Genomic DNA, 24,814 nt, shown 5'->3' on the forward strand with positions numbered 1-24,814 from the left:
AATCCGCATACAAACCCCACAAAAGCCTCACTCATCCCGCAATGCGAAGCTTGCCACGGAGATCCTCCCGTGTTCCACTGCCCACTGACGATCTCCTGACCGGAGGAGCAACCCACCGTGCGCCTTTCCGTCAAGTCCACCGTCCTGACACTGGGTCTGACCAGCGCCGTCCTGGCGGCCACCGTCACCCCCGCCGAAGCCGCCGTCCCCTACCGCAACTGGGTCCAGTACGGCCGCAACGTGGTGGGGGTCACCTGGTATCCCAACGGGGACTACTTCCGCATCTGGAACAACGCGTCCGGCTCCTACAGCTCAGGCTGGACCGAATGGAACTACGTCGGCGTCAAGGACAAGTGGCACCGCGTCGGCAACGTCGGCGCGCGGTCCAACGCCATCTACACCAAGAACCTCAGCGAGAGGCGCCAGATCTACTTCCGCGCCTGCTTCTGGGACGGCGGCCTGATCCACTGCTCCAAGGCCGTCCGCTTCCGCGTCTCGGGCCGCAACCCGTGATCCCGCCCGGGGTCAGTCGTCCGCGCCCTTGAAGGTGGCGAAGACGGGCCGGAGCTTGGCGATGGTCTCCTCCCACTCGCTCTCGGGGGCGGAGATGAGGATGGCGTAGCCCCGCTTGCCCATCACGAAGCCGCGGTTCAGCACACGGGTGCGGCTGCCGTTGCCGTGGGTGAACTCCCAGTCCGCCGACTTGCTGCCGTCCCCGGTGTCGGGGACGGGCGGCTGGTCTCCGGTCTTCTCGATGCGGATGCGGTCGTAGTTCCGGAAGTTGGAACGGGAGGTCGCCTGCTCCTGGCGCTGCCAGTCCGCCAGCGCGCTGGAGTTGGCGTTCGGGGTCTGGTCGATCTGGATGTAGCCGCGGCCGCCCGGGGCGTCGAAGTAGACGCTGCTGCCCTTGTGGCGCGGTCCGCGGTAGTCCTTCGGGACCGCGACCGAGAAGCCGGTGCCGTCCTCGTACCGGCGGAAGCCCGCGGGGACGCCGTCGGCTTCGGCGGTCTTGGTCGGGGTCGTCTTCGTCGGGGGCGGGGAGGACGAGGGGGGCTTGGACGCGGGGGGCTTCGTCTGCTGGCCGGTCGGGCGTTTGTCGCTCTGGTTGGCGGCCGGCTTGTCGTCGCCCGTGAGGAACAGGGCGACGCCGCCGACGAGCAGCAGCATCACCAGGATCGCCGCGCCGAGCAGCAGCAGGTTGCGGCGGCCGCCGGAACTCCCCCCGACGCCGGACGCCGGTTCGGTGCGGTCGCCCACCGGCCAGGACCCGCCGCTGGCGGGAGGCGTCGGGGCCTCCTGCCGGGCCGCCGGGGTCACGCGGGTCTCGGCCATCGGGACGGGGGTCGGCTTCGGCTCGGTGCGCCAGCGTGAGGAGCGCTTCGGGGCGGGCTCGGGCTCGGGTTCGGCGGAGGCGGGCTCCTCGAAGGTCTCCTCGGTGTACTCCACCGCCATGGTGCGCTGGGTGTCGACGGTCTCCTGGCGGACGATCGCGTCCAGCAGGGCCCCGGCCTCGATGGCGTCCATGCGCTCGTCGGGGTTCTTGCGGAGCAGGCCCTCGATGACGGGGGTCAGGCGGCCCGCGCGCTCCGGCGGGGCCGGCTCCTCGGAGATGACGGCGACCAGCGCGGCCATCGGCTCGGAGCGCTCGAACGGCGACTTGCCGTGCAGCATCGTGTAGAGGGTGACGCCGAGCGACCACAGGTCGGAGGCGGGGCCGGCGGTGCGGCCCCGGGCCCGCTCGGGGGCGATGTAGGCGGGCGAGCCCATGACCAGGCCGGTCTGGGTCAGCGTGGCGTCGCCCGCGGCGGTGGCGATGCCGAAGTCGGTGAGGACGGCGCGGTCGCCCGTGGTGACCAGCACGTTGGACGGCTTCACGTCGCGGTGCAGGACGCCCGCCTCGTGCGCGGCGTGCAGGGCGGCGAGCATCTGGCGGCCGATGTCGGCGGCCCGCCGGACCTCCAGCGGCCCCTCCTGTTTGATCACCTGGTCGAGGGAGAGCGCCTGGATGAGCTCCATGATGATCCAGGGGCGGCCGTCCTCCTCCACGACGTCGTAGACGGTGACGACGCCGGGGTGGCCGAGACGGGCGGCGGTGCGGGCCTCACGGAACGTGCGCTTGTACTGGACCGCCCGCTCCTCATCGGTGAGACCATGCGGAAGGATGACCTCCTTCACCGCAACGTCACGACCGAGGACCTCATCGTGAGCCTGCCACACCGTGCCCATGCCACCGCGGCCGACCGTGTTCACCAGTCGGTAGCGCTGGGCGAGCAACCGCTCCCCGGTGGTCTCATTTGGCATATCCGCGACCATATCGACTTTTGCTGACAATCTTGGACCCGGCGTGCAAGCCACATCCCCCTACCCGTACGACGTCCGCCGTAACTCCACGGTTCGGCACCGGGGGCGGCGACAGCAGAACGAAGCGTGATGCAAGTGACAACCGGTACAACTAAGGGACCTCATTCCAGTGGCGACAGGGGGGCCATGAAGGAGCAGACGGCCGTGTCCAACGGACGCACCGCGCCGCGCGGCACCGGGCCGCGGGGCAGGTGGCGGAGCCTGATCGAAGCGGTCCCGCCGGTCTTCTTCTGGTACACCCGCCTGTCGGGCATCCTGTCGATCCTGTCCTGGCTGTCGTCCGACATCATCGTGCAGGTCCTCAGCATCTGGGCGCTGCGCTGGATGTTCTATCTCGGATTCTCCCCCAGCGTGCCGTGGGGCCTGCTGCTCATCCTGCTGTCGATGGGCATCAAACGCCGCAAGAAGGCGGCCTGGCGCATCCTGGTCGTGCTGTTCGGCCTGTACTCGGTGTCGGCGGTGCTGCTGCTGGTGAAGCTGCTGCTCGACCCGGACGAGCCGCAGCCGATCGGCGCGTTCGCCTCCAGTGCGATCTATCTCACAGTGACCGCGCTGCTGGTGGCGGCGCGCGGGCAGTTCACCACGCTGCCCGACCGCGCCAACCGGCGGCTGGCGGCCATCGTGTTCTCGGTGCTGCTGGTGGTCAGCGGGTGCGTCGGCACCTTCCTGGTGACGATCACCGACCGCAACCCGCGCGGCGACTTCCTCACCCACCCCTACTACGTCCTGCTGCAGACGACGCTGGGCTCGGGCGTCACCGGCGAGCCGATCGACGTGGACGTGCCCGGCTGGGTGGACGTGCTGATCGGCGTCCTGGGAACGGGCCTGCTCATCGTGACGTTCTGGGCGCTGTTCCGGCCGGGGCGGCGCGACCCGGTGCTGTCGGCCGAGGAGGAGCTCGACGCCCGCCGCCTGCTGGCCGAGTACGGCGACCAGGACTCGCTCGGCTACTTCGCGCTGCGCCGCGACAAGGACGTCATCACCGCACCGAACGGCAAGGCGGCCATCGCCTACCGGGTCGATGGTTCTGTCTGTCTGGCCAGCGGCGATCCGCTCGGCGACCCCGAGTCCTGGGACCAGGCGATCGAGACCTGGCTGGCCGAGTGCCGGGCGCACGCCTGGATCCCCGGCGCGGTGTCGGTCGGCGAGCGCGCCGCGCACGTCTACCGGCGGCACGGCTTCGACGCCATCGAGCTCGGCGACGAGGCGGTCATCGACCTCACCGAGTTCAACCTGGACGGCCGGGAGATGCGGCAGGTCCGCCAGGCGGTGCGCCGCGTCGAGCGCGCCGGGTACACCGTCCGCATCCGCCGCCACTCGCAGATCCCCGACTGGGAGATGGCCAAGCTGATCCGCAGCGCCGACGCCTGGCGCGGCGACGAGACCGAACGCGGCTTCTCCATGGCCCTCGGCCGGCTCGGCGACCCCACCGACGGGCGCTGCGTGATGGTGGAGGCGTTCGACGCCCAGGGCGAGCTGCGCGGGCTGCTCAGCTTCGTGCCGTGGGGCCGCACCGGGCTGTCGCTGGACCTGATGCGCCGCGACCGGGCCGCCGAGAACGGCCTGAACGAGTTCATGGTCGCCAAGCTCGCCGAGAAGGCCGCGCTGGTCGGCGCGCAGCAGATGTCGCTGAACTTCGCGATGCTGCGGTCGGCGTTCGAGCGCGGCTCGCAGATCGGCGCGGGCCCGGTGGCGCGGCTGTACTACCGGTTCCTGTCGTTCGCGTCGAAGTTCTGGCAGCTGGAGTCGCTGTACCTGGCCAACTCCAAGTACATGCCCGAGTGGCGGCCCCGGTTCATCTGCTACCAGCAGAGCCGCGACCTGATCCGGCTCGGCCTGGCCTACGCCCGCGCCGAGGGCTTCCTGCCGAGCCTGAACCGGCCCAAGCTGGACCGCGCGGCGAACATGGTGCCGTCCACCTCCCTCGTCCAGAAGATCAAGGAGATCGAGGAGGCCGCCGAGGCGTCCCGCGCCCCGCAGCGGCGGCTGTCGGAGCAGGAACGCGTCCGGCACGACAAGCTCGCCAAGATCGAGGCGGCGGGGATGGAGCCCTACCCGCTCGGCTTCGACCGCACCGACTACGTCGGCGACATCCGCGCCCGGCACGCCGGGCTCGCGCCCGACGCGCGCACCGGCGAGCGCGTCGCCGTCGCCGGGCGCGTCGTGCTGGCCCGCGAGCACGGCCGGCTGGTCTTCGTGACGCTGCGCGACGAGACCGGCGACATCCAGGTCATGCTGTCGGCCACCGACCTCGGGGCCGAGCCGCTGGCGCGCTGGAAGGAGCTCATCGACCTCGGCGACCAGGTCGGCGTGGCCGGTGAGGTCGTCACCTCCCGCAAGGGCGAGCTGTCGGTGCTGGCCGGATCCTGGACGCTGACCGCCAAGTGCCTGCGCCCGCTGCCCAACAAGCGGTCGGGCCTGTCGGACCCGGAGGCGAAGGTCCGGCAGCGCTACGTCGACTTCATCGTCAACGACGACTCGCGCCGGATGCTGCGGATGCGCGGCGACGCGGTGGCGGCCGTCCGCGACGGGCTGCGCGACCGCGGCTACCTGGAGGTCGAGACGCCGATGCTCCAGCCGATCCACGGCGGCGCGACGGCCCGGCCGTTCACCACCCGGATCAACGCCTACAACATGCAGCTCTACTTGCGGATCGCGCCCGAGCTGTACCTCAAGCGGCTGCTGGTCGGCGGCGTCGGCAAGGTCTTCGAGCTGAACCGCAACTTCCGCAACGAGGGCGTGTCGCAGAAGCACAACCCCGAGTTCACGATGCTGGAGGCGTACGAGCCCTACGGCAACTACGACACCATGGCCACGCTGACCCGCGAGCTGGTGGTGGCGGCGGCCGAGGCGGCGCTCGGCACCACGGTCGTGGTGCGCGACGGCGTCGAGTACGACCTGGGCGAGCCGTGGCGGGAGATCACGGTGTACGGGTCGGTGTCGGAGGCGCTCGGCGAGGAGGTCACCCCGGACACGCCGCTGGCGGCGGTGCACGGGCTGGCGCGGAAGGTGGACCTGAACTTCGACCCCGAGTGGGGTCAGGGCAAGCTCGTGCAGGAGCTGTTCGAGGCGCTGGTCGAGGAGGAGCTGAAGGCCCCGACGTTCGTGCGCGACTACCCGGCCGAGACCTCCCCGCTGACCCGGCCGCACCGCGACGACCCGCGGCTGGCCGAGAAGTGGGACCTGATCGTGTTCGGGCTGGAGCTGGGCACCGCCTACTCGGAGCTGATCGACCCGATCCTCCAGCGGCAGCGGCTCACCGAGCAGTCGTTGCAGGCCGCCGGGGGCGACCCCGAGGCGATGGAGCTGGACGAGGACTTCCTGCGGGCGCTGGAGTACGCGATGCCGCCCGCCGGGGGCATGGGCATGGGCGTGGACCGGCTGCTGATCACCCTCACCGGGCGGTCGATCCGGGAGACGATCCCGTTCCCGCTGGTGCGCCCGGGGTTCTGAGGCTGGTTCTGAGACGGGCCCTGCCGGGGGGCGGCCCCGGCCCGGCGTCGTCCGGGCCGGGGCCGCCTCGCGCGCGGTCACCACACCCCGCCCGGCCACGGCCCGCTCACAGGAACGGGCGCGGGACGGGGCGGTAGCCCTGCCCCGCCAGCCAGTGCCGGGCCCGGCCGCGCCGGCGTTCCTCCAGGAAGAAGCGCCACCGCCCCAGGACGGGCTCGACCTCCTCGGCGAACCGGTCGCGCGCGTGGGCCGCCAGCAGGCGGGCGCGCAGGTCCTCGTCCTCCACCGCGCTCGCGAAGTCGGCCGCGTCGCGCGGGTGCGGGCCGCCGGGCCAGAAGCCGAGCCAGCGCCCGGGGTCGTACTCGGAGCCCTCGGGGTCGAACGCGGGCTCGTCCACCAGGTCCAGCGCGGGCAGCACGTCCCCCCGCCGCAGGTCGACGACCCACGCCTCGCCGGGGTCCCCCTCCAGCGCGGCCCCCAGCGCCGCCAGGTCCACCGGGGCCGGGGTCAGCGCGGCGCGCTCCCGCGGGGAGCCCAGGACGGCGGCCAGCTCGGCGGCCAGCTCGGCGTCACCGGGGCGGCCGCGGCCGTCCAGCTCCTCCAGGCACTTGCGGGCGAGGCGTTCGGCGTCGTCGGCGCGCTGCCGGACGGCGGCGGCCAGGACGTCCCCGGCGTACTGGAGCACCGGTCCCAGCGGCCGGGCGCGCAGCACCTCGACCCCGGCGCCCCCGTCCCCCCGGAAGGCCGCGGCCCGCAGCTCGGCGAGCGCGTCCTCGCCCCAGTCGGTCACCCTCCCTTTGTACACATCCGGTACGACAGCGCGCCGCGTCTCACCGCTCCCCCGGGGCCACATCTCCCTCTCCGCGCGGTGCGGTCGCGCCCCAGTCCCACAGGGCCTGGAGGACCGGGCCGAGGCGGCGGCCGTGCTCGGTGAGGACGTAGCGGGTGCGGGGCGGCCAGCCCGGCTGCCGGTGCCGTTCGACGACGCCCGCCTCCAGCAGATGGGCCAGCCGGTCGGCCAGGACCTTGTCCGACAGGGTCGGCAGGGCCGTGCGGAGGTCGGTGAAGCCGCGCTCCCCCTTGAGGAGCTCGCGGATCACCAGGGTCGTCCACCTGCCCCGCAGCGCGTCGAGCGCGATCTCGACGGGGCAGGCGGGGCTCGGCGCGGTGACGGCGGCGCGGGGGTCGTCGGGGAGGCCGGGCCGGACCTCGTCACCGACCGTTTGGTGAGTCACGGGAGGGCCTCCTAGCGTCACGGGTCGTCGAGAGCTTTCTACCTGCTGGGAGTGAATGCCATGATGCGCCCTGGTCTGGCGGACCGTCCCGAGAACGTCCCGTTCGTGTTCGCCGAGCGCTTCAACAGCGGCGACCCGGCGGCGCTGGCCGAGATGTACGAGGGCGGAGCGGTGTTCGTGCCGGAGGACGGCGCGGCGGTGCGCGGCGACGACCTGCACGCGGCCAACGCCCGCTTCCAGGGCCTCGGCCTGCCGATCAGCGTACGGCCCCGGCACGTGCACGCGAACGGCGATCTGGCGCTGCTGATCGTGGACTGGTGCATCGAGGGGCCGGGCCCGGACGGGGAGCACCTGTACATCGAGGGCACCGCCACCGACGTGGCGCGGCGCGGCCCGGACGGCCTCTGGAGGTACGCGATCGACAGCCCGTTCGGGGCGGCGACGCGACGCGGTGGCGAGTAGCCGGGACGCCGCCGCGCGGCGGATCCCGTGAACGGCCCCGCGGGCGTGGTCGTCAGAGGCACTTCTCGAACCAGTGGTGGGCGTAGTGGTCGTCGTTGAACGGCGGCACCTCGCGGTAGCCCGCCGAGCGGTAGAGGGCGATCGCCTCGGTCAGGACGCGGTTGGTGTCCAGGCGGACCACGGGGGCGCCCGCGTCGGCGGCGCGGGCCTCGGCCTCGGCCAGCAGGCGGCGGCCGAGGCCCATGCCGCGCGCGGCGGGGCTGACCCACATGCGCTTGAGGTGGGCGTACTCGGGGTGCAGCTTCACCGCGACGCACCCGACCGGCTCGGCGCGCAGGGTCGCGACCAGGAACAGGCCGCGCGGCGGGCGCAGCTCGTCGTCGCCGGCGGAGACGCCCCGGGCCGGGTCGAAGCCGCCGTCGAAGCGGCGGTCGATCTCCTCGGCGTAGGCGCGCAGGCAGAGCCGGGCCGCGGGGTGGGCGGGGTCGAGGGCGTCGATGGCCACGGCGGAGGCGACCAGGAGGCGTTCGACCTCGGCCATCGCGGTGACGAGGCGTTCGCGCTGGGGCGCGGTGAGCGGCTCCAGCAGGGAGGCGGCGCGGGCGTCGGAGCGGCGGTCGAGCTCGGCGCGTTCGGCCAGGCCGGCGGGGGTGAGGCGGGCGACGCGGACCCGCCCGTCCGGGCCGGTGGGCTCGACGGAGACCAGGCCCGCGCGCTCCAGCGACCGCAGCGTCCGGCTGAGGTAGCCGGAGTCCAGGTCGAGGCGTTCGCGCAGGTCGCGCACCTCGCAGCCGGACGGGCCGATCTCCCACAGCAGGCGGGACTGGCCGAGCGGCCGGTCCAGGGCGAGGAAGCTGTCGTCGAGCGCGCCGATGCGCTGGGTCACCGTGCGCTGGAAACGCCGCACCTGGGCGACGGCCTGGACGTCCATATCTCTGACCTTAGTCAGAGAATAACGGCGGGGCGGTGGCCGGATCAGGCCACGGCGCGCCGCTCGGCGACGCGCCGCTCGACCTCCTCCCAGGTGATCGGCAGCTCCGAGGCCGGGGCCGTCCAGAACACGAACACCGACTCCTTCATCACCCCGCGCCGGCTCCGCATCACGGAGCGGTGCGGATCGGAGGCGGCGTAGGCGTCGATGGCGTCGCGGTCGCGCCAGGCCGAGACGGTCCAGAACGTGCGCCGGAACGGTTCGGCCCTCAGCGCCAGCCCCCGCACGCCTTCCGAGCGGCGGGCCTGCCGCCACAGGACCATCGAGGCGCGCAGGAAGCCGGGCACCTGGCGCAGGGATCTCACCTCGAACCGGGAGGCCATCACGGTGACCTCGGCGTCGAACGCGGGCGCCTGCGGCTGGATCCAGGGAACGGCGGGCATGTCGCCTCCTCATCTTGTCGATGGAAAGATTGAGACACGCTAAACTAGCCAATGTCAAGTTCTGGAGGGGGTGAAGGTCATCGGCGAACGCGGATACCACCACGGCAACCTGCGGCGCGTCATCATCGACGCCGCCGTCGAGGCGATCGGCGAGTCCGGGATCGCCGGATGGAGCCTGCGCGAGCTGGCACGGCGGGCCGGGGTGTCGCACGCCGCGCCCGCGCACCACTTCGGCGACAAGGCCGGGCTGCTGACGGCGGTCGCGGCCGAGGGCTACACGCTGTTCGCCGACGCGCTGGAGGCGGCCGGGGACGACTTCCTGGACGTCGGGGCCGCCTACGTGCGCTTCGCGACCCGGCACCGGGCGCACTTCGAGGTCATCTTCCAGCCGGGCCTGTACCGGGCCGACGACCCGGAGGTGGACGCGGCGCGGGCGCGGGCGGCGGGGATCCTGGAACGCGGCGCGCGCACGGTCGCCAAGAGCGGCGGGGACGACGGGACCGCCCGGATCGCGGCCTGGTCGGTCGTCCACGGCTTCGCGACGCTGTGGCAGAGCGGAGCGCTGCCACAGCGTCTCGGCGACTCCCCGGAGGAGGCCGTCCGCCCGGTTTTGAGCCTGCTGTTCGGGGACTAGGAGGGCAGGCGCTCGGCGCGGCCGGTGGTGACCCTCGTCCCGGTGACGACGTGGACGCGGTCGCCGATCATGACCACGACCCGGTTCCCGGGCACCTGGAAGACGGTGGGCGCGTCGGGGTCGCTCGGCGGCAGCGGCACCTCGCGAGTGATCGTCCTGGATGCCGGCGCGTACCAGACGACACGGTTCCGCCTGCCGTTGCGCACCAGCGCGACGATGTGGGTGCCGTCCTTGTCGAACATGGCGCCGCGCAGCTTCCCGTCACCGCCTCCCAGGGAGATCGGGCTGACGCGGCCCGTCGCGGTGTCGAGCGTGTGCAGACCGGGCTCCAGGTACTCGCCCATGGTCTCGAAGACCAGTTCGCGGCCGTTCGGCGCCCACCGCAGGGAGCTGGCCAGGGCGCGGGGCGGAAGGCGGGTGACGCGGTGCTCGCCGGTGGCGGGGTCGACGACCGTGACGGTCCCCCTGCCGGAGGGGTCGCACTCCCTGCCCGCGTACGCGATCCGGCGCGCCCCCGGGGAGACGGCCAGTTGCTCCGGTCCCTCCCCCATCCGCCGGCGCAGCTCGGCGCCGCGCAGCTCGGTCGGCGCCCCGCTCGGGCGGCCGTCCGCTCCGAGGGTGAGCCGGTGGAACCGGACGCGGCAGGTCCGGGGGTCGGCGGTGGTGAGGACGAACGTCCGGTGGTCCCCCGAGTCGGCGGAGTCGCGGAAACCGCCCGACCCGGCGGGGGCGGGGACCGTCGCGACCTGCCGGCCGGTGTCGGCCTTGCGCACCGTCACCGACGCCCCGCCCGGGGGCCACGCCCCTTCGAGGACGTAGTCGACGCCCGTGTAGGCCGCCAGGGAGAGACCGGGGTGCCGCGACCACGGCGCGGCGACGAGGAGGGCCACGACGGTCACGGCGACCGCCGCGGCCAGGCCACCGAGCGGCACCAGGCGCGGGCGGCGCGGCGGGGGCGCGGCGGGCAGCGGCCGCAGGTCCTCGTCGCGGACGGTGGCGGCGGCGTCGCGCAGGGCGGATCGCAGCAGTTCGTCGGAGAGCCCGGTCATCGCTCCTCCTCGTACCGGTCGCGGAGCGCGTCCAGGCCCCGGGAGATGGTGGACTTGACGGTGCCGGGCCGCACGCCCATGGCCGCGGCGATCTCGGCCTCGGAAAGGTCGAGGTAGTAGCGCAGGACGATCGCCTCCCGCTGCCGGGCGGGCAGCCGGGTCAGGGCCTGGAGCACCCGCCGGCGGTCGTCGGCGACCAGCGCGTCGTTCTCCGCCGACCACACCGGCTGCGGGGCCTGGAACAGCCGGTGCGCCAGGGACCGGCAGGCGTTCAGCACGGCGGCGCGGGTGTAGGCGAGCAGCTCCGGCGGCGTCGCGGGCAGGCCGCCCCCTCTGCCGCGTCCGCGGCGCTGCTGGAGGCGGGCGTACACGTCCTGGACGACGTCCTCCGCGGTGCCCTGGTCGCCCACCAGCAGCAGCGCGAGCCGCACCAGCGCCCCGTGGTGGGCCTGGAACAACCCCGCCAGTCCGCCGTCGGCCTTCTCGGGTTCCGGTGGTGCCTCCGCGTCCCCGCCGGGATCCTCCGTGCCGCCGCGGGCGGCGCCCATGGCCGGTCCTTGATACGACCTCATGCTCTGAGAACCAACGAACGCGCGGAAGGTTGCTTCCTCCCGCCGTCCTACCCGTCCCGCTCGTCGAGGCGCTCGGAGGCGTACCAGAGCATCTCGCGCATGTGGTCGGTGGTCTCGGGGTCGTTCCGGATGCGGTCCAGGGCCTCGCGGCAGCGGGCGTCCCGGTGCAGGGCCAGGCCCTGCACCGCCTCGTAGGCGGCGTGGAGGTACGGGTCGTCCAGGTGGGCGGCCAGGACGTCGAGGAGCCGCGGGTCGTCCAGGTCGCCGCGGACGATCGTCACCAGGGCGGCCCGGCGGACGTCGCCGTCGGGGTCGTCGGCCAGGGCGGTCACGGCGCGCCGGACGTGCGGGCGGGGTTCGTTCCGGAGGGTGACCGAGGCGGCCACGTGGCAGCGGACCCCGGGGTCGGGGTGGTCGGCGTGGCGCAGGATCTCGGTGTTCGCCTCGGCGCCGTCCGAGAACTCGGCGAACGCCGCGACCAGCGAGCCGAGCGCGAGAGGGTCGCGTTCCGCGCGGCAGCGCCGCCGGGCCAGCTCGCGGGCCTCCTCGGCATGCGGCCACCCGTCCTCGGGATAGATCTCAAGGCTCAGCATGCGCAGGGTGTCGGCGGCGAGGCGGCGGCGGTCCACCGACGGGTCCTCGGCCAGCGCGGCGAGGCGGCGCAGCGTCTGGTGATCGTGGCGTGCGCTGAGCGTGGCGGTCGACTCGTACCAGTCGCTGGATCCGGGGCGGGCGTGGAACAGGGCGCGGTCCACCAGTTCGTCGAACGGCACCGGCACGCCGAGCAGCCGTTCGAGGAAGGTGACGATGCCCCGGTGCCCGGTGCACGCCTCGGCGCCGCGACCGTCGGCGGTGGTCACGCGGACGCGGACGGACGTCGCCTCGCCGTACTCGTCGAGGACGTCGGAGCGTTCGGCGGTGGCCGTTCCGTCGTCGCCGAGACGGCGGCGCAACTCGGTCTCGACATCGACGGTGAACCAGCGGCGGGCGACGGGCAGGACGCGGCGTTCCCAGCCGGGCTCGCTCGCCGGGGTGAGCAACGACCGGAACATCTCGCAGTCGCCGCGGTCGGCCGCCCAGGTCAGCGCGTCGGTGCCGTCCGCCCAGGGGCGGGAGGGGTCGGCTCCCAGCTCGACCAGGGCCTCGGCCGTGGCCCCGTCCCCGGCGAGCAGGGCGGCGCGCAGCAGCGCGGCGCCCTCGTCGCCGGAGAGATCCTCGGCGGGCAGCCGCCACAGGGCCGCGACGTCCCCGGTGCGCGCCGCCGTCGTGAACGCCTCGTCCATGACCCCATTGTGGGGGTCATGGATAATGTGATCATGATGTTCGTGACCGACCCGGAACGGCTCGGGACGACGCGGCTCCCGGACGGGCGGGCCCTCGCCTGGGCCGAGTGGGGGCCGCGTGACGGGTTCCCGGTGGTGTTCTGCCCGGGGGCCGGGTGGAGCCGGTGGCTGGGTTTCGGGCCGGACGCGGTCCACGAGCTGGGCGTCCGGCTGGTCTCGGTGGACCGGCCGGGGCTCGGCGGGTCCGACCCCTCGCCGGGGCGGACGCTGCCGGACTGGGCCGAGGACGTGCGGGCGCTCGGGCTGGACCGGCCCGCGGTCGTGGGGTTCTCGCAGGGCGCGCCGTTCGCGCTGGCGTGCGCGGCGGCGGGGGTCGCGTCGGCGGTGGCGGTCGTGTCGGGCGGGGACGAGCTGGCGCATCCGGCGTTCGCGGACGCGCTCGTGCCCGACGTGCGGCGGCTGGTGGACCTCGTCGCGGCCGACCCGGCGGGCGCGGAGGCGGACTTCGCGGCGTTCGGGAACGCCGGCTCGATGTTCCGGATGAGCGTCGACGGCGGCCCCGACGTGGACCGGGAGATCTACCTGCGGCCCGAGTTCGAGAAGGCGTTCCGGCGGGCGCTGGAGGAGGGCTTCGCGCGGGGCGGGGCGGGCTACGCGCGCGACACCGTGCTGCACATGGCGCGGTGGCCGTTCCGGGTGGAGGACGTCGCGGTGCCGGTGGACCTCTGGTACGGCGGGCGGGACGCGAACCCGACCCACTCCCCCGACCTCGGCGCGACGCTGGAGCGGCGGCTGCCCGACGCCCGCCGCCACCTGCTTCCGGAGGCGGGCGGCGGGCTGCTGTGGACGCACGCCGGGGACGTCCTGCGGGAGCTCACCAGTCGCGCCAGGCGTCGGTGATCTCGGCGGCGTCGATGCCGCGCCGGGCGGCCAGCGCCTCGACGTCGATCCCCCACTCGACGAGCGTCTCCACGATGTACTCGCACAGCTGCTCGCGTTCGATCGTCTCGAAGGCGCCGTGCCTGCCGTCGATCTCGTTGAGGTCGAGCACGACCCGCTCGACCTCGGCGAAGACCTCGGCGTCGGAGGGGCGGCGCAGCGCGTCCAGGCGCTTCTCGAACGCCGCCAGCGCCGCGTCGGTCTCGCCGATCAGCGGGTCGGGGTAGAGCTCGGCGGAGGTGGCGTCGGCGTGGTTCAGCGTTCCGGCGGCGACCTGGCGTGCCTCGTCGGCGATCCAGTCGCGCCACAGGGTCGGGGGGCGAACGGCCATGGCTCGGCACCGTAGCCCCCGGGTCCGACAGTTCTCAGGCACGGCCGGTGTGGGTGATCTGGTCGACGCGCCGGATCCGGCCGTCCTCGGCCAGGTCGCCGAACATCAGGACGTGGATCTCCAGCGTCCCGCCCTTCCTGGTCGTGGGCCGCGTCGTGTAGCGGGCGGCGAAGCGCGGGCCGTCCAGCAGCAACTCGTGGATCTCGGTCTCGACGTCGAGGGTGTTGCGGCGGGCGGGCCGGGCGTGGTCGAGCATCCGCCGCCGGTCCATCGGGACCCCGTAGTTGCGGAAGACGAAGTCCGGCGCGAAGTAGCGGTCCAGGATCGCCTCGGGGTCCTCGTCGGTGAGGCCCATCTCGCGCGGGTAGTCCCGGATGAACGCGGTGAGGAGGCGTTCGCCGGTCACTGTCATGTCGGCCCCTTTCCCGGAGGGGGCGCCGCCGCGTTCGCCGCGCGGCCGGCGCCGGTGAGCGTTCACCCCGATCGTGTCCGGCGCGCGGGCCGTTTCTCGTCGGCGCGAAGGCCGCACTTCGGGTACCGCGCCCGAGGGAGGGGCCCGGGACGTACTTCGCGCGCAGTACGCGTGGTTCGTCCGTGAAGCGGACTCGCCGGGCGATCAAGCCTGGTTAGGGTGCGTTCATGGGATCTGTCAGGGCCGTACTCGTCGACTGGGTGCCGGCCGTCGGGACGGCGGCGATGCTGCTGGGGGCCGGGCTGGCGACGGGGGGCGGCGCGTGGGGCGCGGCGCCGCTGGCGACGGCCGGGCTGGCGCTGGGGCTGCGGCGGCGGTGGCCGCTGGCCACGCTGCTCGTCGTCGCGGTGTCCACGCTGGCCTACCACGCGGCCGGGGCGCAGGTCCCGCCGGCGGCGTTCCTGATCGCGGTGTTCGCGGCGACGCGGGCGGGACTGCGCGTCGCGGCGGCCGTGGTGACGCCGTCGCTGCTGGCGGGGGTGCTGCTCGTCTGGACGCCGCTGTCCGTGGCCGAGGTCGCGAACGCGCTGCTCGGCCTGGGCTGGGTCGTGGCGGCCGGGGTGGCGGGCGAGGCGCTGCGGCAGGCCGAGGGGCGGGCGCGCGAGGCCGAGCGCACCCGCGAGGAGGCCGCGCTGCGCCGCGCCAGCGAGGAGCGCCTGCACATCGCGCGGGAGCTGCACGACTCCCTCACCCACCAGATCTCCGTCATCAAGGTGCAGGCCGGGGTCGCCGTCCACCTGGCGCGCAAGCGCGGGGAGGAGCCGCCCGAGGCGCTGCTGGCCATCGAGAACGCCGGGCGCGAGGCCGCCCGCGAGCTGCGTGCCACGCTGGCGGCGCTGCGCGGGTCCGAGGAGCCCGCGCACGGCCTGGACGCCCTTCCCGGCCTGCTGGAAAGCGCCCGCGCGGCGGGGGTCGGCGCGACGCTGACGGTGCCCGACCGGCTGCCGGACCTGCCCGACGCGGTGGGCCGGGCCGCCTACCGGATCGTTCAGGAGTCGCTCACCAACGTGGCCCGGCACGCCGGCGCCGCGACCGCCTCGGTCCGGATCGAGCACGGCCCCGGACGGCTCACCGTCCACGTGGAGGACGACGGCCGGCCCGGGTCCGGCGGCCCGTCCGGGTCCGGCGTCGGGCTGGTCGGGATGCGGGAGCGCGTCACCGCCCTCGGCGGCACCCTGGACGCGGGCCCCCGCCACGGCGGCGGGTTCGCCGTGCGCGCCGAGCTGCCGGTGGAGCGCACCCCGTGATCCGGGTGCTGCTGGTGGACGACCAGGCGCTGATCCGGGGCGGGTTCCGGGCGCTGCTGGACGCCGAGGACGACATCGCGGTGGTGGGCGAGGCCGCCGACGGGCGGGAGGGCGTGGCGCTGGCGCGGGCGCACCTGCCCGACGTCGCGCTGGTGGACGTGCAGATGCCGGAGATGGACGGGATCGAGGCGACCCGGCGGATCGCCGCCGACCCCGGGCTGGCCGGCGTCCACGTGGTGATCCTGACGAACTACGGCTTCGACGAGTACGTGTTCGACGCGCTGCGGGCGGGCGCGACGGGGTTCCTGGTGAAGGACGTCGAGCCCGCCGACCTGCTGCACGCGGTGCGGGTCGCGGCGCGCGGCGACGCCCTGCTGGCCCCGGCGATCACCCGGCGGCTGATCGCGTCGTTCACGGCGCACCCGCCGCGCCCCGGGCCGGTCGCGGACGGGGCGGAGCTGACCGGCCGGGAACGCGAGGTCGTCGCGCTGGTCGCGCGGGGCCTGTCCAACAACGAGATCGCCGACCGGCTGGTGATCAGCCCGCTGACCGCCAAGACCCATGTCAGCCGGGCGCTGGCCAAGCTCGGGCTGCGCGACCGCGTCCAGCTCGTGGTGTTCGCCTACGAGACGGGGCTGGTAGCGCCGGGCGGCTGATCACATCCCGGCGGGGTCCACCGCGAACCGCCCGAACCCGATCGGCGCGAACGGCACCGGCCCCAGGCAGTCGGCGACGTCCGGCCAGCCCCACTGCCCGCCCGCGTAGCCGATCCGGTTGGCCGAGCCGTTGCCGACGACGGTGAACGCCACCCGCGGGTCCTTGGGCACCGTCCCGACCACCGCCCTGGTGATCTTCCCGGTGACGGTCGCGTGGTCACCGGACGCCAGCAGGCAGGTGACGCGTCCGGTGAACTCCGCGCCGGTCCGGCCGTCCTTGGTGAAGTGCCAGACGCGGAAGGTGCCGGAGGACTTCACGCCGTCGGGCTTGAAGACGTTGCGGGCGTCGAACCGGAACTGGATCCGGTCGCCGGGGTAGCCGCTCTCCGGCGGCGAGACGTACCCGGCGGTGCCGCGCACCGACTGCCGGGCCTCCCGCCCGTCCCGTCCCTGGTGCGCGGCCTGCGGGATGGCCGGTCCCGGGTCCCGCGCGAGGGCCGGGGCGGCGGCGAGCGGGACGGCGGCCAGGACCGACGCGGCACCGGCGATCAGCAGCGGGCGTTTCATGGGAGTCCGCCTCTCTTGGGGAGTGATGGGACCGACTCTGCCGCCGCCGCGCCGCCCGGCCCTCCCCCGCCGCGGTGGACCGCCTCCCCCGCGCGGGTGATCCGTCAGGGGGCGGCGGGCTCGGCGAGGGCGGGGGCCGGACGGCGGCGGAACGCCAGGACGGCGGTGGCCGCCGCGCCCGCCGTCAGCGCCACGCCGATCCACGGCAGGCCGCCGGGGCCCCAGGCGTTCAGGGCCAGGCCGCCGACCGCGCCGCTGAGGCCCATCGCGAGGTACTGGGCGGAGGAGTTCAGGCTGAGCAGCAGCGGGGCGGACCGCGGCGCGGTCTCGACGAGGATCCGCAGGTGGGAGGCGTACTGGAGCCAGCCGGGCAGGGCCAGCAGGGCGATCCACACCAGCGCGCCGGGGAACGTCAGCCGCGCCACCGGGGCCAGCGCCATCAGCACCGCGAGCGCCGTCAGCGCCACCATCCGCACCCGCTGGGGTTCGAGGGCGTCGGCGAGCCGCCCGCCGACGGCGTTCCCGACGACGGTCATCACGCCGTAGACGCCCAGCGCGACCGCCAGCCTGCCCGCGTCCCCGCCGGTCGCCGGGGCCAGGACCGGCGCGAGGTAGGTGTAGACGACGAAGAACCCGCCGAACATCAGCATGATCAGCGACAGGGCGAGCACGACCTGGCCGTCGCGCAGCGGGGCCAGGCGCCGCGCCAGGCCGCCGGCGGGGGGCGTGCGCACGTCCGGCACGGCCAGCAGCACCCCGGCCAGCGCGACCGTCCCGAGCCCGGCGACCAGCCAGAGCGTGGCCCGCCAGCTCATCGCGCCGCCGATCCACGTTCCCAGCGGGACGCCGAGCGCGGTCGAGGTCGTCAGCCCGCCGACGACGGTGGCCATGGCGCGGCCCCGGCGCTCCGGCGGCGCGGTCGCGGCGGCGACGGCGGACGCGTTGGGCGTGAACGACGCCGCGCCGGCCGCCGCGATCACCCGGGAGGCCAGCACGAGCGCGTAGGACTCGGCGAGGGCGGTGACGACGTTGCCGAGCACGAACAGCGCCATCGCGGTGACCAGCACCTGTTTGCGCGTCCACCGTCCGGTCAGCGTGGCCAGCACCGGCGACAGCACGGCGTAGGCGACCGCGAACACGGTGACGAGCTGCCCGGCGGCGGCCTCCGAGACGTTCAGGTCGCGAGCGACGGGCACGACGAGCCCCGCCGTCACGAACGCGTCCACACCGATCGCGAACGTGCCCATGGCGAGGGTGAGCAGGGGGACTCTCACAGGACCTCCACACACAAATACTTGGACGATCGTCAAAGTTTCATGTCACTTGGATAGTTGTCAAACTTTCCAAGTGAGGGCACGATGACGTCATGACCCTGCTGGCCCAGCCCGCGCGCGAGGACATCGCGTTCACCGCGGTGATGCACGCCCTGTCCGATCCGGTGCGCCTGCGGATCCTGGCGGCGCTGGCCGACGGCGAGGAACGCTCCTGCCACGAGGCGGCGGAGAACTGCGGGGTGCACGTCTCGACCTCCTCCCACCACTTCCGCGTCATGCGGGAGGCCGGGGTGCTGAGCGCGCGGAAGGTGGGCCGGACGCGCTACGTCCGGATCCGCCGCGACGACCTGGACACCCGCTTCCCCGGCGTACTGAACGCGGCCCTGACCGCCGCCCGAGAACTCCAGGCCACTCCCACCTGAACGTTCACCTCACCCCGCGACATGACCGCAGACCGCGATGACGAGGACTCACGCGAAGGCGCGAAACCCCAAGGACACGTAGGCCGTGCGGGCGACCGCGTGGCCGTCACCGCACCCACGTCACGAGCGGCACACACCGCCACCAGGACCGCAGCGTGGGCACGGGCCACGATGGCGCGAGGGCTCGCGTAGGCGCGGAACCCCAACAACACATGAGTCACGCGGGCAGCCGTGCGGCCGTCGCCGCGCGCAGCGCCGCCAGGACCGCGGCGTGAGCGTAGGCCACGATGGCGAGGGCTCGCGTAGGCGCTCCTGGGCGCGGCCAGGATCGCTGTGTGGGTGACGGTTCGCGTGGGCGGTCAGGGGCGGGTGAAGGACAGGGTCCTCGCGTGGGTGTGGAAGCCCAGGGACGCGTAGGTCGCGCGGGCGGAGGGGTGGCCGTCGTCGCCTCGCGCGGTCACGCGGGCCGTCGTCGCGCCCAGGTCGCGGGCGGCGCGCAGTGCGGCCAGGATCGCGGCGCTCGCCAGGCCGCGCCGCCGGTGGGCGGGATCGGTGCCGACCGGTTCCAGGACGGCCGTGCCGCCGTCCAGCCAGACCAGGCAGAACGCGGCGGGCGTCCCGTCCGGGGCCTCCACCAGCCAGTCCAGCCCGGCGCGGTACGGCCACGCCCGCATGACCTGCCGGTAGCTCTCGGCCGTGACCCGCGAGGGCGGGTGGCCCGGCAGGGAGAACGCCGCCCGGTGCACCGCCGCCCGCGCCCCGGCGTCCTCCTCGCCCCGCACGGGGCGGAGCGTGTAGCCGTCCGGCACCTTCGGGTCGGCGAGGTCCGCCAGGTCGAGCCGCATGGACACGAAGAACGGGCCGTCCCGGCGTTCCCGGTAGCCGTGCCGCCGCAGCGCCTCGATCAGCGGCGTCTCGGTGTCCAGCGCGGTCACCTCGCGTTCCCCGCCGGGCACGGCCCGGTCGGACCAGCGCAGGACCGCGTCGGCCAGCTCCGGGCGCGCGGGGTCGTACTGGAGGTCCAGGTGGCCGGGCCGCGCCCAGCCCCACGCGACCACGCGGCCGTCGTCCTCCCAGAGGGCGGTGCGCCATTCGGGTTCGCGGCCGAGGTGCTGGAAGCGGGACCAGGCGAGTTCGCCGGGATGGAGGCGGGGGTCGGGGAGGCGGCGCGCGAGTTCCTGCATGGCCCGCAGGTCGGCGGGGCCCGTGTACGGCCTCACCGTCGCGTCCGGCGGACCGGCCGGCCCTCCCCGTCGGAGGTCACCCAGGAGCCGTCCCCCGGGAGTTCGAGGTCGTAGGGCGTGCGCGCGTGCGTTTCGAGGCGTTCGACGACCCCGCCCGTGCGCAGGTCGACCAGGTAGTGGTGGTGCCGCTCCTCCTCGTCCTCGCTGATGGTGACGATCGCGGTGTCGGCGTCGAGGAAACCGCCGCTCCACTCCACGGACGCCTCGTCCGGGTCGTGCCCGAAGACCTCGACGGCCAGCTCCAGCGTCTCCTTCCCGTCGGGGTCGTCGTGGAAGGCGGCGTCGCCCCGGCCGTGGTCGACCGTCATGAAGCGCCGCCCGTCCGGGGACAGGTCGATGAGGCTGCGGTGGTCCCACGGGTAGGCGCTCGTCTCCAGCCGGCCGTCGACGAGGGACCCCCGGTAGACGCGCACCCCGTCCTGACCCTCCCCGACGTCGAGCAGCACGTGGACGCCGTCGGGGTGCCGGAGCTGGACACCGCCGTGCCCGGCGCAGTCCAGCTCGACCCGGTCGATCTCCGCGCCGGTGGCGGCGTCGAGCACGACCCAGCGGTCGGGGCCGCCGCGCCCCGCGTAGGCGTCGGGCCGGTACAGCCACACGACCGCGCCGTCGCGGGAGAACGCGCAGTCCGGGCTGTGCCCGTACCGCTGGGTGGAGCGGGGCAGCAGGTCGTACCGCCACCGCTCGGTTCCGTCGCGGCCGACGCAGACGACCTCGTGCCGCGTCGCGTAGACGGCGTGCTCCAGATCGGGGGCGGCGTCATGGCCGCACGGCTCCGCGCCCGGCGTCACCGGGAAGACCGCCACCGGCTCCAGCAGGCCCTCACCCTCGGAGAGGTAGGCGCATACTCGGCCGTCCAGGAAGCGGGTGAGGATCCGGGTCATAGCGGGAGGTTAGCGGCTGCCCTCTCCCTCCAGGGGCGCGAAACGGATGTCGTGCTCGTCGTCGGGCGCGGTGAACGCCAGCAGCCGCGCCCCCTCCGCCTCGGCCTCCGAGGTGTCGCGGAGGGGTTCGAAGAGCTCGACGCGCAGGGTGGACCGGGCGGCCTTCCTGTCGCGCTCGATCCGCCAGATGCCGCGCACCCGCCCGTCCACCAGCATCGTCGCCTTCACCCACGCCCCGACGCAGATGACCTTGCGCTGCTCGACGGTCATCACGCGGGTGCGGTCGTGGTAGGCGAGCAGCAGGTTGTCCAGGTCGGGCAGGAACCGCACCGGCGCCGGGACGCCGGGGTCGGGCAGCTCGGCGTCCGGCAGGTCGAACAGCTCGACGCCGTTCTCGTCCCGGTAGGTCCGCAGCTCACCGCGCATCCGGTCGAAGTCGCCGTCCATCCGGCGCATGCCCGACCACGCCTGGAAGTCCTTCACCGAACCCGGCCCGAACGCCGCCAGGTAGCGCCGGATCAGCTCGTCGGGCCGCGGGTCGGGGGCCAGGGGGCGGCCCGTCCACTCCTCGACCAGGGCGAACGGCGTCGCGCCCCAGGTGTTCCACGTCCCGCTGGGCGGCGGGTGGACGACCGGGACGAGGGCCTGCACCGACCAGCCGAGGGCCTGGAGGTCGCGGCCCGGCCAGCGTTCGGCGAGCGCGCGGGCGACCTGCGGGCGGGTCAGCGTCCGTCCGGTCAGCGCCTCGCGCGCGGCGGCGGCCAGCTCGTCCAGGTCCCAGTCGGCGGTGACCCGCCCGAACGCCGCCTGCCGGCCGCGCAGGACGGCGGGCTGCACGAGCGGCCGCATCCACAGGAAGTCGTCGGCGGTGGCGATGTGCTGGGTGGCGCGCAGGAACGAGGACCGCACGATGGACCGGTCGTAGAGCAGCGCGGTCAGGTCCTCCTGCCGGAACCCCGCCAGCCGGGTCCAGAGGCAGTGGTAGGGGACGTTCGGATCCTGGGCCTGGACGCCGACGAGGCGCGCGACGGCGTCCAGGGCGGACATGTCCGAGCGTGTGAGCAGCAACTGCCGGTCGAGGGCGGCCCGGTTGAGCGTCCGCCGGTCGAGCACGTCCATCCCGCCTCCAATGCAGAACAAATCGTTCCGTTCCAGTGTATCAGAACGGAACGCTTCATTCCATGAAGGTCAGGGCTTGCGGGCCACCCCGCAGAACGAGTCGACCTCGCGGGGCCGCTCGCCCGGGGAGGGGTCGGGCCGCCACAGCGTCGTGGACACCACGCCCGGCTCGACCAGCTCCAGGCCCTCGAAGTGACGGGCGATGAACTCGGGGGTGCGCGGGATGTAGGGCACCGCCCCCGACTGCGCGTACAGCCGCAGCGCCGCCGCACGGGCGGTCTCGTCGGCCGAGGCCGCCGGCCGCGTGCCGAGGACGTTGGTGCCGTCGTTGACCACCAGGAAGCTGCCGGGGGCCAGCGCCGCGACCAGCTCCCTCACGATGCCCTGCGGGTCCTCCTCGTCGGCGACGTGCCCGATGACGCCGAGCAGCATCAACGCCACGGGCTCGGCGAGGTCCAAGGTCCGGGCGGCCGACTCCAGGATGGACGCGGGGTCGCGGACGTCGGCGTCGATGTGCTCGGTGGCTCCCTCGGGGGTGCTGGTCAGCAGGGCGCGGGCGTGGGCCAGCACCATCGGGTCGTTGTCCACGTAGACGACGCGGGTCTCGGGGGCGATGCGCTGGGCGACCTGGTGGGTGTTGTCGGCGGTGGGGAGCCCGGTGCCGATGTCGAGGATCTGCCGGATGCCCCGCTCGCCGACCAGGTGGCGGGTCGCCCGGCCGAGGAAGGCCCGGGCCGCGCGGGCGATGTCGGCCATCTCCGGGAAGAGGGCGAGCATCTGGCCGCCGACGGTCCGGTCGACGGGGTAGTTGTCCCGGCCTCCCAGCCAGTAGTTCCAGATACGCGCCGAATGCGGGTGCTGGATGTCGAAATCGACGCTGTGCGGCATTTCCACGACAGCCTCTCTACACAGAACACGACCGGATGCCGCCAACCGTAACCAGCCAGGGGTTCCGGTCAACACTCATGCAACAGAACTGAATGCCCTGATATCAACCCAGGCCAGCGGAGTGTCCCCTCCCGGTCACCGGCCGTCGCGGTCCGTGACGGTCCGGGCCGTCAGGCGGGCAGGGACCGGGCCACCAGTTCCATGCCCCGCCGCATCGCGTCCCGCACCTCGGCGGGGCCGTCGCCGCGTTCCAGCGCGGCCGTGGCGGCGGCGCCGACCGCGCCCACCATCGCGCCGACCAGGGCCGACGCGGTGACCTCGTCGAGCTCGTCCGGGAACGCCTCGCGCAGCGCCCGCGCCAGCTCGGCCCGCGCGCCGAGGTAGCGCTGGAGCAGCCGCGCCTGGAGCGCCGGCACCGAGGCCGCCAGCCGCACCCGCAGCGCCGCGAGCCCGCCGGACAGGTCACCGCCGTCCCAGGCGTCGAGGATCATCCGTTCGGTCGCGCGCAGCAGGACGTCGGCCGGGCGCTCCCCGGGGCCGCGTTCGGCGATCGCCGCCACCGCCAGGTCGACGCGCACGTCCGCGTGGGCGAACAGCACGTCCTCCTTCGCCTGGAAGTGGAGGAAGAAGGTGCGGGTGGACACCTCGGCGGCCGCGGCGATCTCGGCCACGGTGACGCCCTCGTACCCCTTGCGCTCGAACAGGCGCACGGCCGCCTCGACCAGCGCCTGCCGGGTGCGCCGCTTCTTGAGCTCCCGCAAACCGGGGGTCTCCGCCATGCCCGGCATCCTATTGCCCTCCGCGCTAACTTCATGCAATGTATTAATACATCGAATGAAGCGAGTGAGAGGGTGTGATCGGCATGGGCAGCCTGGACGGGCGCGTCGTCCTCGTCACCGGGGCGGGGCGCGGCATCGGCCGGGAGGAGGCGCTGTTCTTCGCCGCCGAGGGCGCGCGGGTCGTCGTCAACGACCCCGGCGTGGCCATCGACGGCAGCGGCGGCGACACCGGGGTCGCGGCCTCGGTCGTGGCGGAGATCGTCGCGCGGGGCGGGCAGGCCGTCGCCAACACCGACAGCGTCGCCGACTGGGACGGGGCCCGCGCCATGGTCGACACGGCCCTGGACGCCTTCGGGGACCTGCACGTCGTGGTCAACAACGCGGCCATCGAACGGAACCGGGGCCTGGCCGACCTGTCGGAACGGGACTTCGACGACGTGCTCGCCGTCAAGCTCAAGGGGACGTTCGCGGTGACGCGCTGGGCGGCCCGCCACTGGCGCGACCGCCACCGCGAGGGCGTGCGCGCCGACCGGGCCGTCATCACCACCTCCTCGGGCTCCGGCCTGCTCAACCCGCTGCCCACGCAGGCCTCCTACGCGGCGGGCAACGCGGGCGTCGCGGCGCTGACGACCGTGGCGGCCCTGGAGCTCGGCCGGTACGGCGTGCGGGTCAACTGCCTCTCGCCCTCCATGGCCCGCACCCGCCTCACCGTCGGCGTCCCGGGGATGGAGCGGAGACCCGCGGCGGGCTTCGACCCCCTGGACCCGGCCGCCTGCGCGCCCGTGGCCGCCTACCTGGCGAGCGCGGAGTGCCCGCTCACCGGCCAGGTGCTGTCGGTGCGGGGCGGCTCGGTCGTCCTCAACCACGGGTGGTCGCGGGGGCCCGGCGTCCACAAGGACGGGCTGTGGGAGGTGGGGGAACTCGCGGAGAAGCTCAAGGAGGTCGCGGTGGAGGACCCGTTCGACAGGCTCGCCGAGGCGCTGGGCGGGGCGCTCGGCACGATGGGCCGCGCCCGCCTCCAGGAGATGATCGACACCCTGCTCGATCAGGGAACGCCGCCGGAACCGGACGGGGCACGCCCCTGACCCGGGACGCCGCCTACCGGCCCGCCGCGCCCCGGTAGGCGTGCACGGCGAACCGCAACCGGGCCTCGACCAGCATCTCCTCGTCGGCCGGACAGCCCAGCATCCGCCGCGCCGTCTCGATGATCTGCTCGTCGCTCAACGCGGGCCCCGCCTCACCGATCCGCCGCGCCAGCTCGACGAGGTCGTCCCGCCGGTAGAACGCGATCGACTGCCCCCGCCGCACGAACCCCTCGCCCGCAGGCCCCGGCCCAGAACGTGCGGACGCAGCACCTTCGGACGCCGCACGTTCCGACGCCGCACGTTCCGACGCCGCACGTTCCGACGCGGAATGCCTCGACCTGGAAGAACCCGACGCGCCCCGCTCCGGCACGCCACGCTCAGACGCGGCACGCTCGGGCACCGCACGCTCGGACGCGGCACGCTCGGACGCGGCACGCTCGGACGCGGCACGCTCGGACGCGGCACGCTCGGACGCGGCACGCTC

27 protein-coding genes are annotated in these 24,814 nt (G+C 74.1%); 9 read left to right on the top strand and 18 right to left on the bottom strand.

Features of this window, described 5'->3' with window-relative positions; all coding sequences use genetic code 11:
* Positions 1–117: 117 nt before the first annotated feature.
* Complete coding sequence (locus AKI01S_RS08475; protein WP_067813646.1) at positions 118–513, top strand: hypothetical protein; 396 nt, start codon at positions 118–120, stop codon at positions 511–513.
* A gap of 12 nt (positions 514–525) precedes the next feature.
* On the opposite strand, the gene AKI01S_RS08480 is transcribed toward AKI01S_RS08475, so the two are convergent.
* Positions 526–2,301, bottom strand: a complete 1,776-nt coding sequence (locus AKI01S_RS08480) for a serine/threonine-protein kinase (protein ID WP_067813648.1) — start codon at positions 2,299–2,301, stop codon at positions 526–528.
* A 204-nt stretch (positions 2,302–2,505) separates the two neighbouring features.
* Between AKI01S_RS08480 and lysX the strand changes: the two genes are divergently transcribed.
* Positions 2,506–5,814: a bifunctional lysylphosphatidylglycerol synthetase/lysine--tRNA ligase LysX gene (gene lysX / locus AKI01S_RS08485; protein WP_245681527.1), complete on the top strand. Its 3,309-nt coding sequence runs from the start codon at positions 2,506–2,508 to the stop codon at positions 5,812–5,814.
* 106 nt (positions 5,815–5,920) lie between these two features.
* On the opposite strand, the gene AKI01S_RS08490 is transcribed toward lysX, so the two are convergent.
* Both AKI01S_RS08490 and AKI01S_RS08495 read right to left on the bottom strand, forming a co-directional pair.
* A complete protein-coding gene (locus AKI01S_RS08490) occupies positions 5,921–6,604 on the bottom strand; it encodes a hypothetical protein (RefSeq protein WP_067813650.1) in 684 nt (227 codons plus the stop codon).
* Between the two features lie 40 nt (positions 6,605–6,644).
* Positions 6,645–7,049 (bottom strand): winged helix-turn-helix transcriptional regulator, encoded by a 405-nt coding sequence (locus AKI01S_RS08495; protein WP_067813653.1) that lies wholly within the window; start codon positions 7,047–7,049, stop codon positions 6,645–6,647.
* 60 nt (positions 7,050–7,109) lie between these two features.
* On the opposite strand from AKI01S_RS08495, the gene AKI01S_RS08500 reads away from it, so the two are divergent.
* Positions 7,110–7,511, top strand: a complete 402-nt coding sequence (locus AKI01S_RS08500; RefSeq protein ID WP_245681528.1) for a YybH family protein — start codon at positions 7,110–7,112, stop codon at positions 7,509–7,511.
* Positions 7,512–7,563: 52 nt separating this feature from the next.
* Here AKI01S_RS08500 and AKI01S_RS08505 read toward each other — a convergent pair whose 3' ends face one another.
* Positions 7,564–8,442 carry a bifunctional helix-turn-helix transcriptional regulator/GNAT family N-acetyltransferase gene (locus AKI01S_RS08505; protein WP_067813655.1) on the bottom strand — a complete coding sequence of 293 codons (879 nt, stop codon included), beginning with the start codon at positions 8,440–8,442 and terminating at the stop codon, positions 7,564–7,566.
* 44 nt (positions 8,443–8,486) lie between these two features.
* Positions 8,487–8,885 carry a DUF3291 domain-containing protein gene (locus AKI01S_RS08510; protein WP_067813656.1) on the bottom strand — a complete coding sequence of 133 codons (399 nt, stop codon included), beginning with the start codon at positions 8,883–8,885 and terminating at the stop codon, positions 8,487–8,489.
* Positions 8,886–8,955: 70 nt separating this feature from the next.
* Between AKI01S_RS08510 and AKI01S_RS08515 the strand changes: the two genes are divergently transcribed.
* Positions 8,956–9,519 (top strand): TetR/AcrR family transcriptional regulator, encoded by a 564-nt coding sequence (locus tag AKI01S_RS08515; protein WP_218009603.1) that lies wholly within the window; start codon positions 8,956–8,958, stop codon positions 9,517–9,519.
* Here the strand turns inward: AKI01S_RS08515 and AKI01S_RS08520 are convergent.
* The 3 genes from AKI01S_RS08520 to AKI01S_RS08530 all read right to left on the bottom strand — a co-directional run bounded on the left by AKI01S_RS08520 (position 9,516) and on the right by AKI01S_RS08530 (position 12,423).
* Positions 9,516–10,568 (bottom strand): hypothetical protein, encoded by a 1,053-nt coding sequence (locus AKI01S_RS08520; protein WP_067813658.1) that lies wholly within the window; start codon positions 10,566–10,568, stop codon positions 9,516–9,518. The two genes, AKI01S_RS08515 and AKI01S_RS08520, sit on opposite strands and share 4 nt — an antisense overlap.
* Positions 10,565–11,116, bottom strand: a complete 552-nt coding sequence (locus AKI01S_RS08525; protein ID WP_083999185.1) for a sigma-70 family RNA polymerase sigma factor — start codon at positions 11,114–11,116, stop codon at positions 10,565–10,567. Before AKI01S_RS08525 ends, AKI01S_RS08520 begins: the two co-directional genes overlap by 4 nt.
* A 71-nt stretch (positions 11,117–11,187) precedes the next feature.
* A complete protein-coding gene (locus AKI01S_RS08530; protein ID WP_067813660.1) occupies positions 11,188–12,423 on the bottom strand; it encodes a HEAT repeat domain-containing protein in 1,236 nt (411 codons plus the stop codon).
* Between the two features lie 18 nt (positions 12,424–12,441).
* On the opposite strand from AKI01S_RS08530, the gene AKI01S_RS08535 reads away from it, so the two are divergent.
* On the top strand, positions 12,442–13,323 hold the full coding sequence (locus tag AKI01S_RS08535) for an alpha/beta fold hydrolase (RefSeq protein ID WP_245681529.1): 882 nt from the start codon (positions 12,442–12,444) through the stop codon (positions 13,321–13,323).
* On the opposite strand, the gene AKI01S_RS08540 is transcribed toward AKI01S_RS08535, so the two are convergent.
* Together AKI01S_RS08540 and AKI01S_RS08545 are read right to left on the bottom strand one after the other, a co-directional pair.
* Entirely contained in the window at positions 13,298–13,693 is a 396-nt protein-coding gene (locus tag AKI01S_RS08540) for a hypothetical protein (protein WP_067813662.1), read from the bottom strand. The genes AKI01S_RS08535 and AKI01S_RS08540 overlap by 26 nt on opposite strands.
* Positions 13,694–13,727: 34 nt before the next feature.
* Positions 13,728–14,105: a nuclear transport factor 2 family protein gene (locus AKI01S_RS08545; protein ID WP_067813664.1), complete on the bottom strand. Its 378-nt coding sequence runs from the start codon at positions 14,103–14,105 to the stop codon at positions 13,728–13,730.
* A 227-nt stretch (positions 14,106–14,332) separates the two neighbouring features.
* On the opposite strand from AKI01S_RS08545, the gene AKI01S_RS08550 reads away from it, so the two are divergent.
* Both AKI01S_RS08550 and AKI01S_RS08555 read left to right on the top strand, forming a co-directional pair.
* On the top strand, positions 14,333–15,412 hold the full coding sequence (locus AKI01S_RS08550; protein WP_067813666.1) for a sensor histidine kinase: 1,080 nt from the start codon (positions 14,333–14,335) through the stop codon (positions 15,410–15,412).
* Positions 15,409–16,068: a response regulator gene (locus AKI01S_RS08555; RefSeq protein WP_067813669.1), complete on the top strand. Its 660-nt coding sequence runs from the start codon at positions 15,409–15,411 to the stop codon at positions 16,066–16,068. Before AKI01S_RS08550 ends, AKI01S_RS08555 begins: the two co-directional genes overlap by 4 nt.
* Here AKI01S_RS08555 and AKI01S_RS08560 read toward each other — a convergent pair whose 3' ends face one another.
* Both AKI01S_RS08560 and AKI01S_RS08565 read right to left on the bottom strand, forming a co-directional pair.
* On the bottom strand, positions 16,069–16,635 hold the full coding sequence (locus AKI01S_RS08560; RefSeq protein ID WP_067813671.1) for a hypothetical protein: 567 nt from the start codon (positions 16,633–16,635) through the stop codon (positions 16,069–16,071).
* A gap of 104 nt (positions 16,636–16,739) precedes the next feature.
* Positions 16,740–17,909 carry an MFS transporter gene (locus AKI01S_RS08565; protein WP_083999187.1) on the bottom strand — a complete coding sequence of 390 codons (1,170 nt, stop codon included), beginning with the start codon at positions 17,907–17,909 and terminating at the stop codon, positions 16,740–16,742.
* A 92-nt stretch (positions 17,910–18,001) separates the two neighbouring features.
* On the opposite strand from AKI01S_RS08565, the gene AKI01S_RS08570 reads away from it, so the two are divergent.
* On the top strand, positions 18,002–18,331 hold the full coding sequence (locus tag AKI01S_RS08570) for an ArsR/SmtB family transcription factor (protein WP_067813675.1): 330 nt from the start codon (positions 18,002–18,004) through the stop codon (positions 18,329–18,331).
* A gap of 359 nt (positions 18,332–18,690) precedes the next feature.
* Here AKI01S_RS08570 and AKI01S_RS08575 read toward each other — a convergent pair whose 3' ends face one another.
* From AKI01S_RS08575 to AKI01S_RS08595, 5 genes are all read right to left on the bottom strand, one after another.
* Positions 18,691–19,551 carry a GNAT family N-acetyltransferase gene (locus AKI01S_RS08575; RefSeq protein ID WP_218009604.1) on the bottom strand — a complete coding sequence of 287 codons (861 nt, stop codon included), beginning with the start codon at positions 19,549–19,551 and terminating at the stop codon, positions 18,691–18,693.
* Entirely contained in the window at positions 19,548–20,459 is a 912-nt protein-coding gene (locus tag AKI01S_RS08580) for a YncE family protein (protein ID WP_067813677.1), read from the bottom strand. The genes AKI01S_RS08575 and AKI01S_RS08580 overlap by 4 nt, the downstream gene beginning before the upstream one ends.
* Before the next feature lie 9 nt (positions 20,460–20,468).
* Positions 20,469–21,578, bottom strand: coding sequence for a winged helix DNA-binding domain-containing protein (locus AKI01S_RS08585; protein ID WP_067813679.1), 1,110 nt, complete (start codon positions 21,576–21,578; stop codon positions 20,469–20,471).
* A gap of 69 nt (positions 21,579–21,647) precedes the next feature.
* Positions 21,648–22,466, bottom strand: coding sequence for an SAM-dependent methyltransferase (locus tag AKI01S_RS08590; RefSeq protein WP_067813681.1), 819 nt, complete (start codon positions 22,464–22,466; stop codon positions 21,648–21,650).
* Between the two features lie 170 nt (positions 22,467–22,636).
* The gene (locus tag AKI01S_RS08595; protein ID WP_067813683.1) at positions 22,637–23,245 is read right to left on the bottom strand and encodes a TetR/AcrR family transcriptional regulator; all 609 of its coding nucleotides are present in this window, start codon (positions 23,243–23,245) and stop codon (positions 22,637–22,639) included.
* An 83-nt stretch (positions 23,246–23,328) separates the two neighbouring features.
* Here AKI01S_RS08595 and AKI01S_RS08600 point away from each other — a divergent pair, with 83 nt between their 5' ends.
* A complete protein-coding gene (locus AKI01S_RS08600; protein WP_067813705.1) occupies positions 23,329–24,330 on the top strand; it encodes an SDR family NAD(P)-dependent oxidoreductase in 1,002 nt (333 codons plus the stop codon).
* Between the two features lie 13 nt (positions 24,331–24,343).
* On the opposite strand, the gene AKI01S_RS08605 is transcribed toward AKI01S_RS08600, so the two are convergent.
* Entirely contained in the window at positions 24,344–24,553 is a 210-nt protein-coding gene (locus AKI01S_RS08605) for a hypothetical protein (protein ID WP_067813685.1), read from the bottom strand.
* Positions 24,554–24,814: the final 261 nt, after the last annotated feature.

Origin of the sequence: Actinomadura kijaniata NBRC 14229 (assembly GCF_001552175.1) — a bacterium.
Lineage (GTDB): Bacteria > Actinomycetota > Actinomycetes > Streptosporangiales > Streptosporangiaceae > Spirillospora > Spirillospora kijaniata.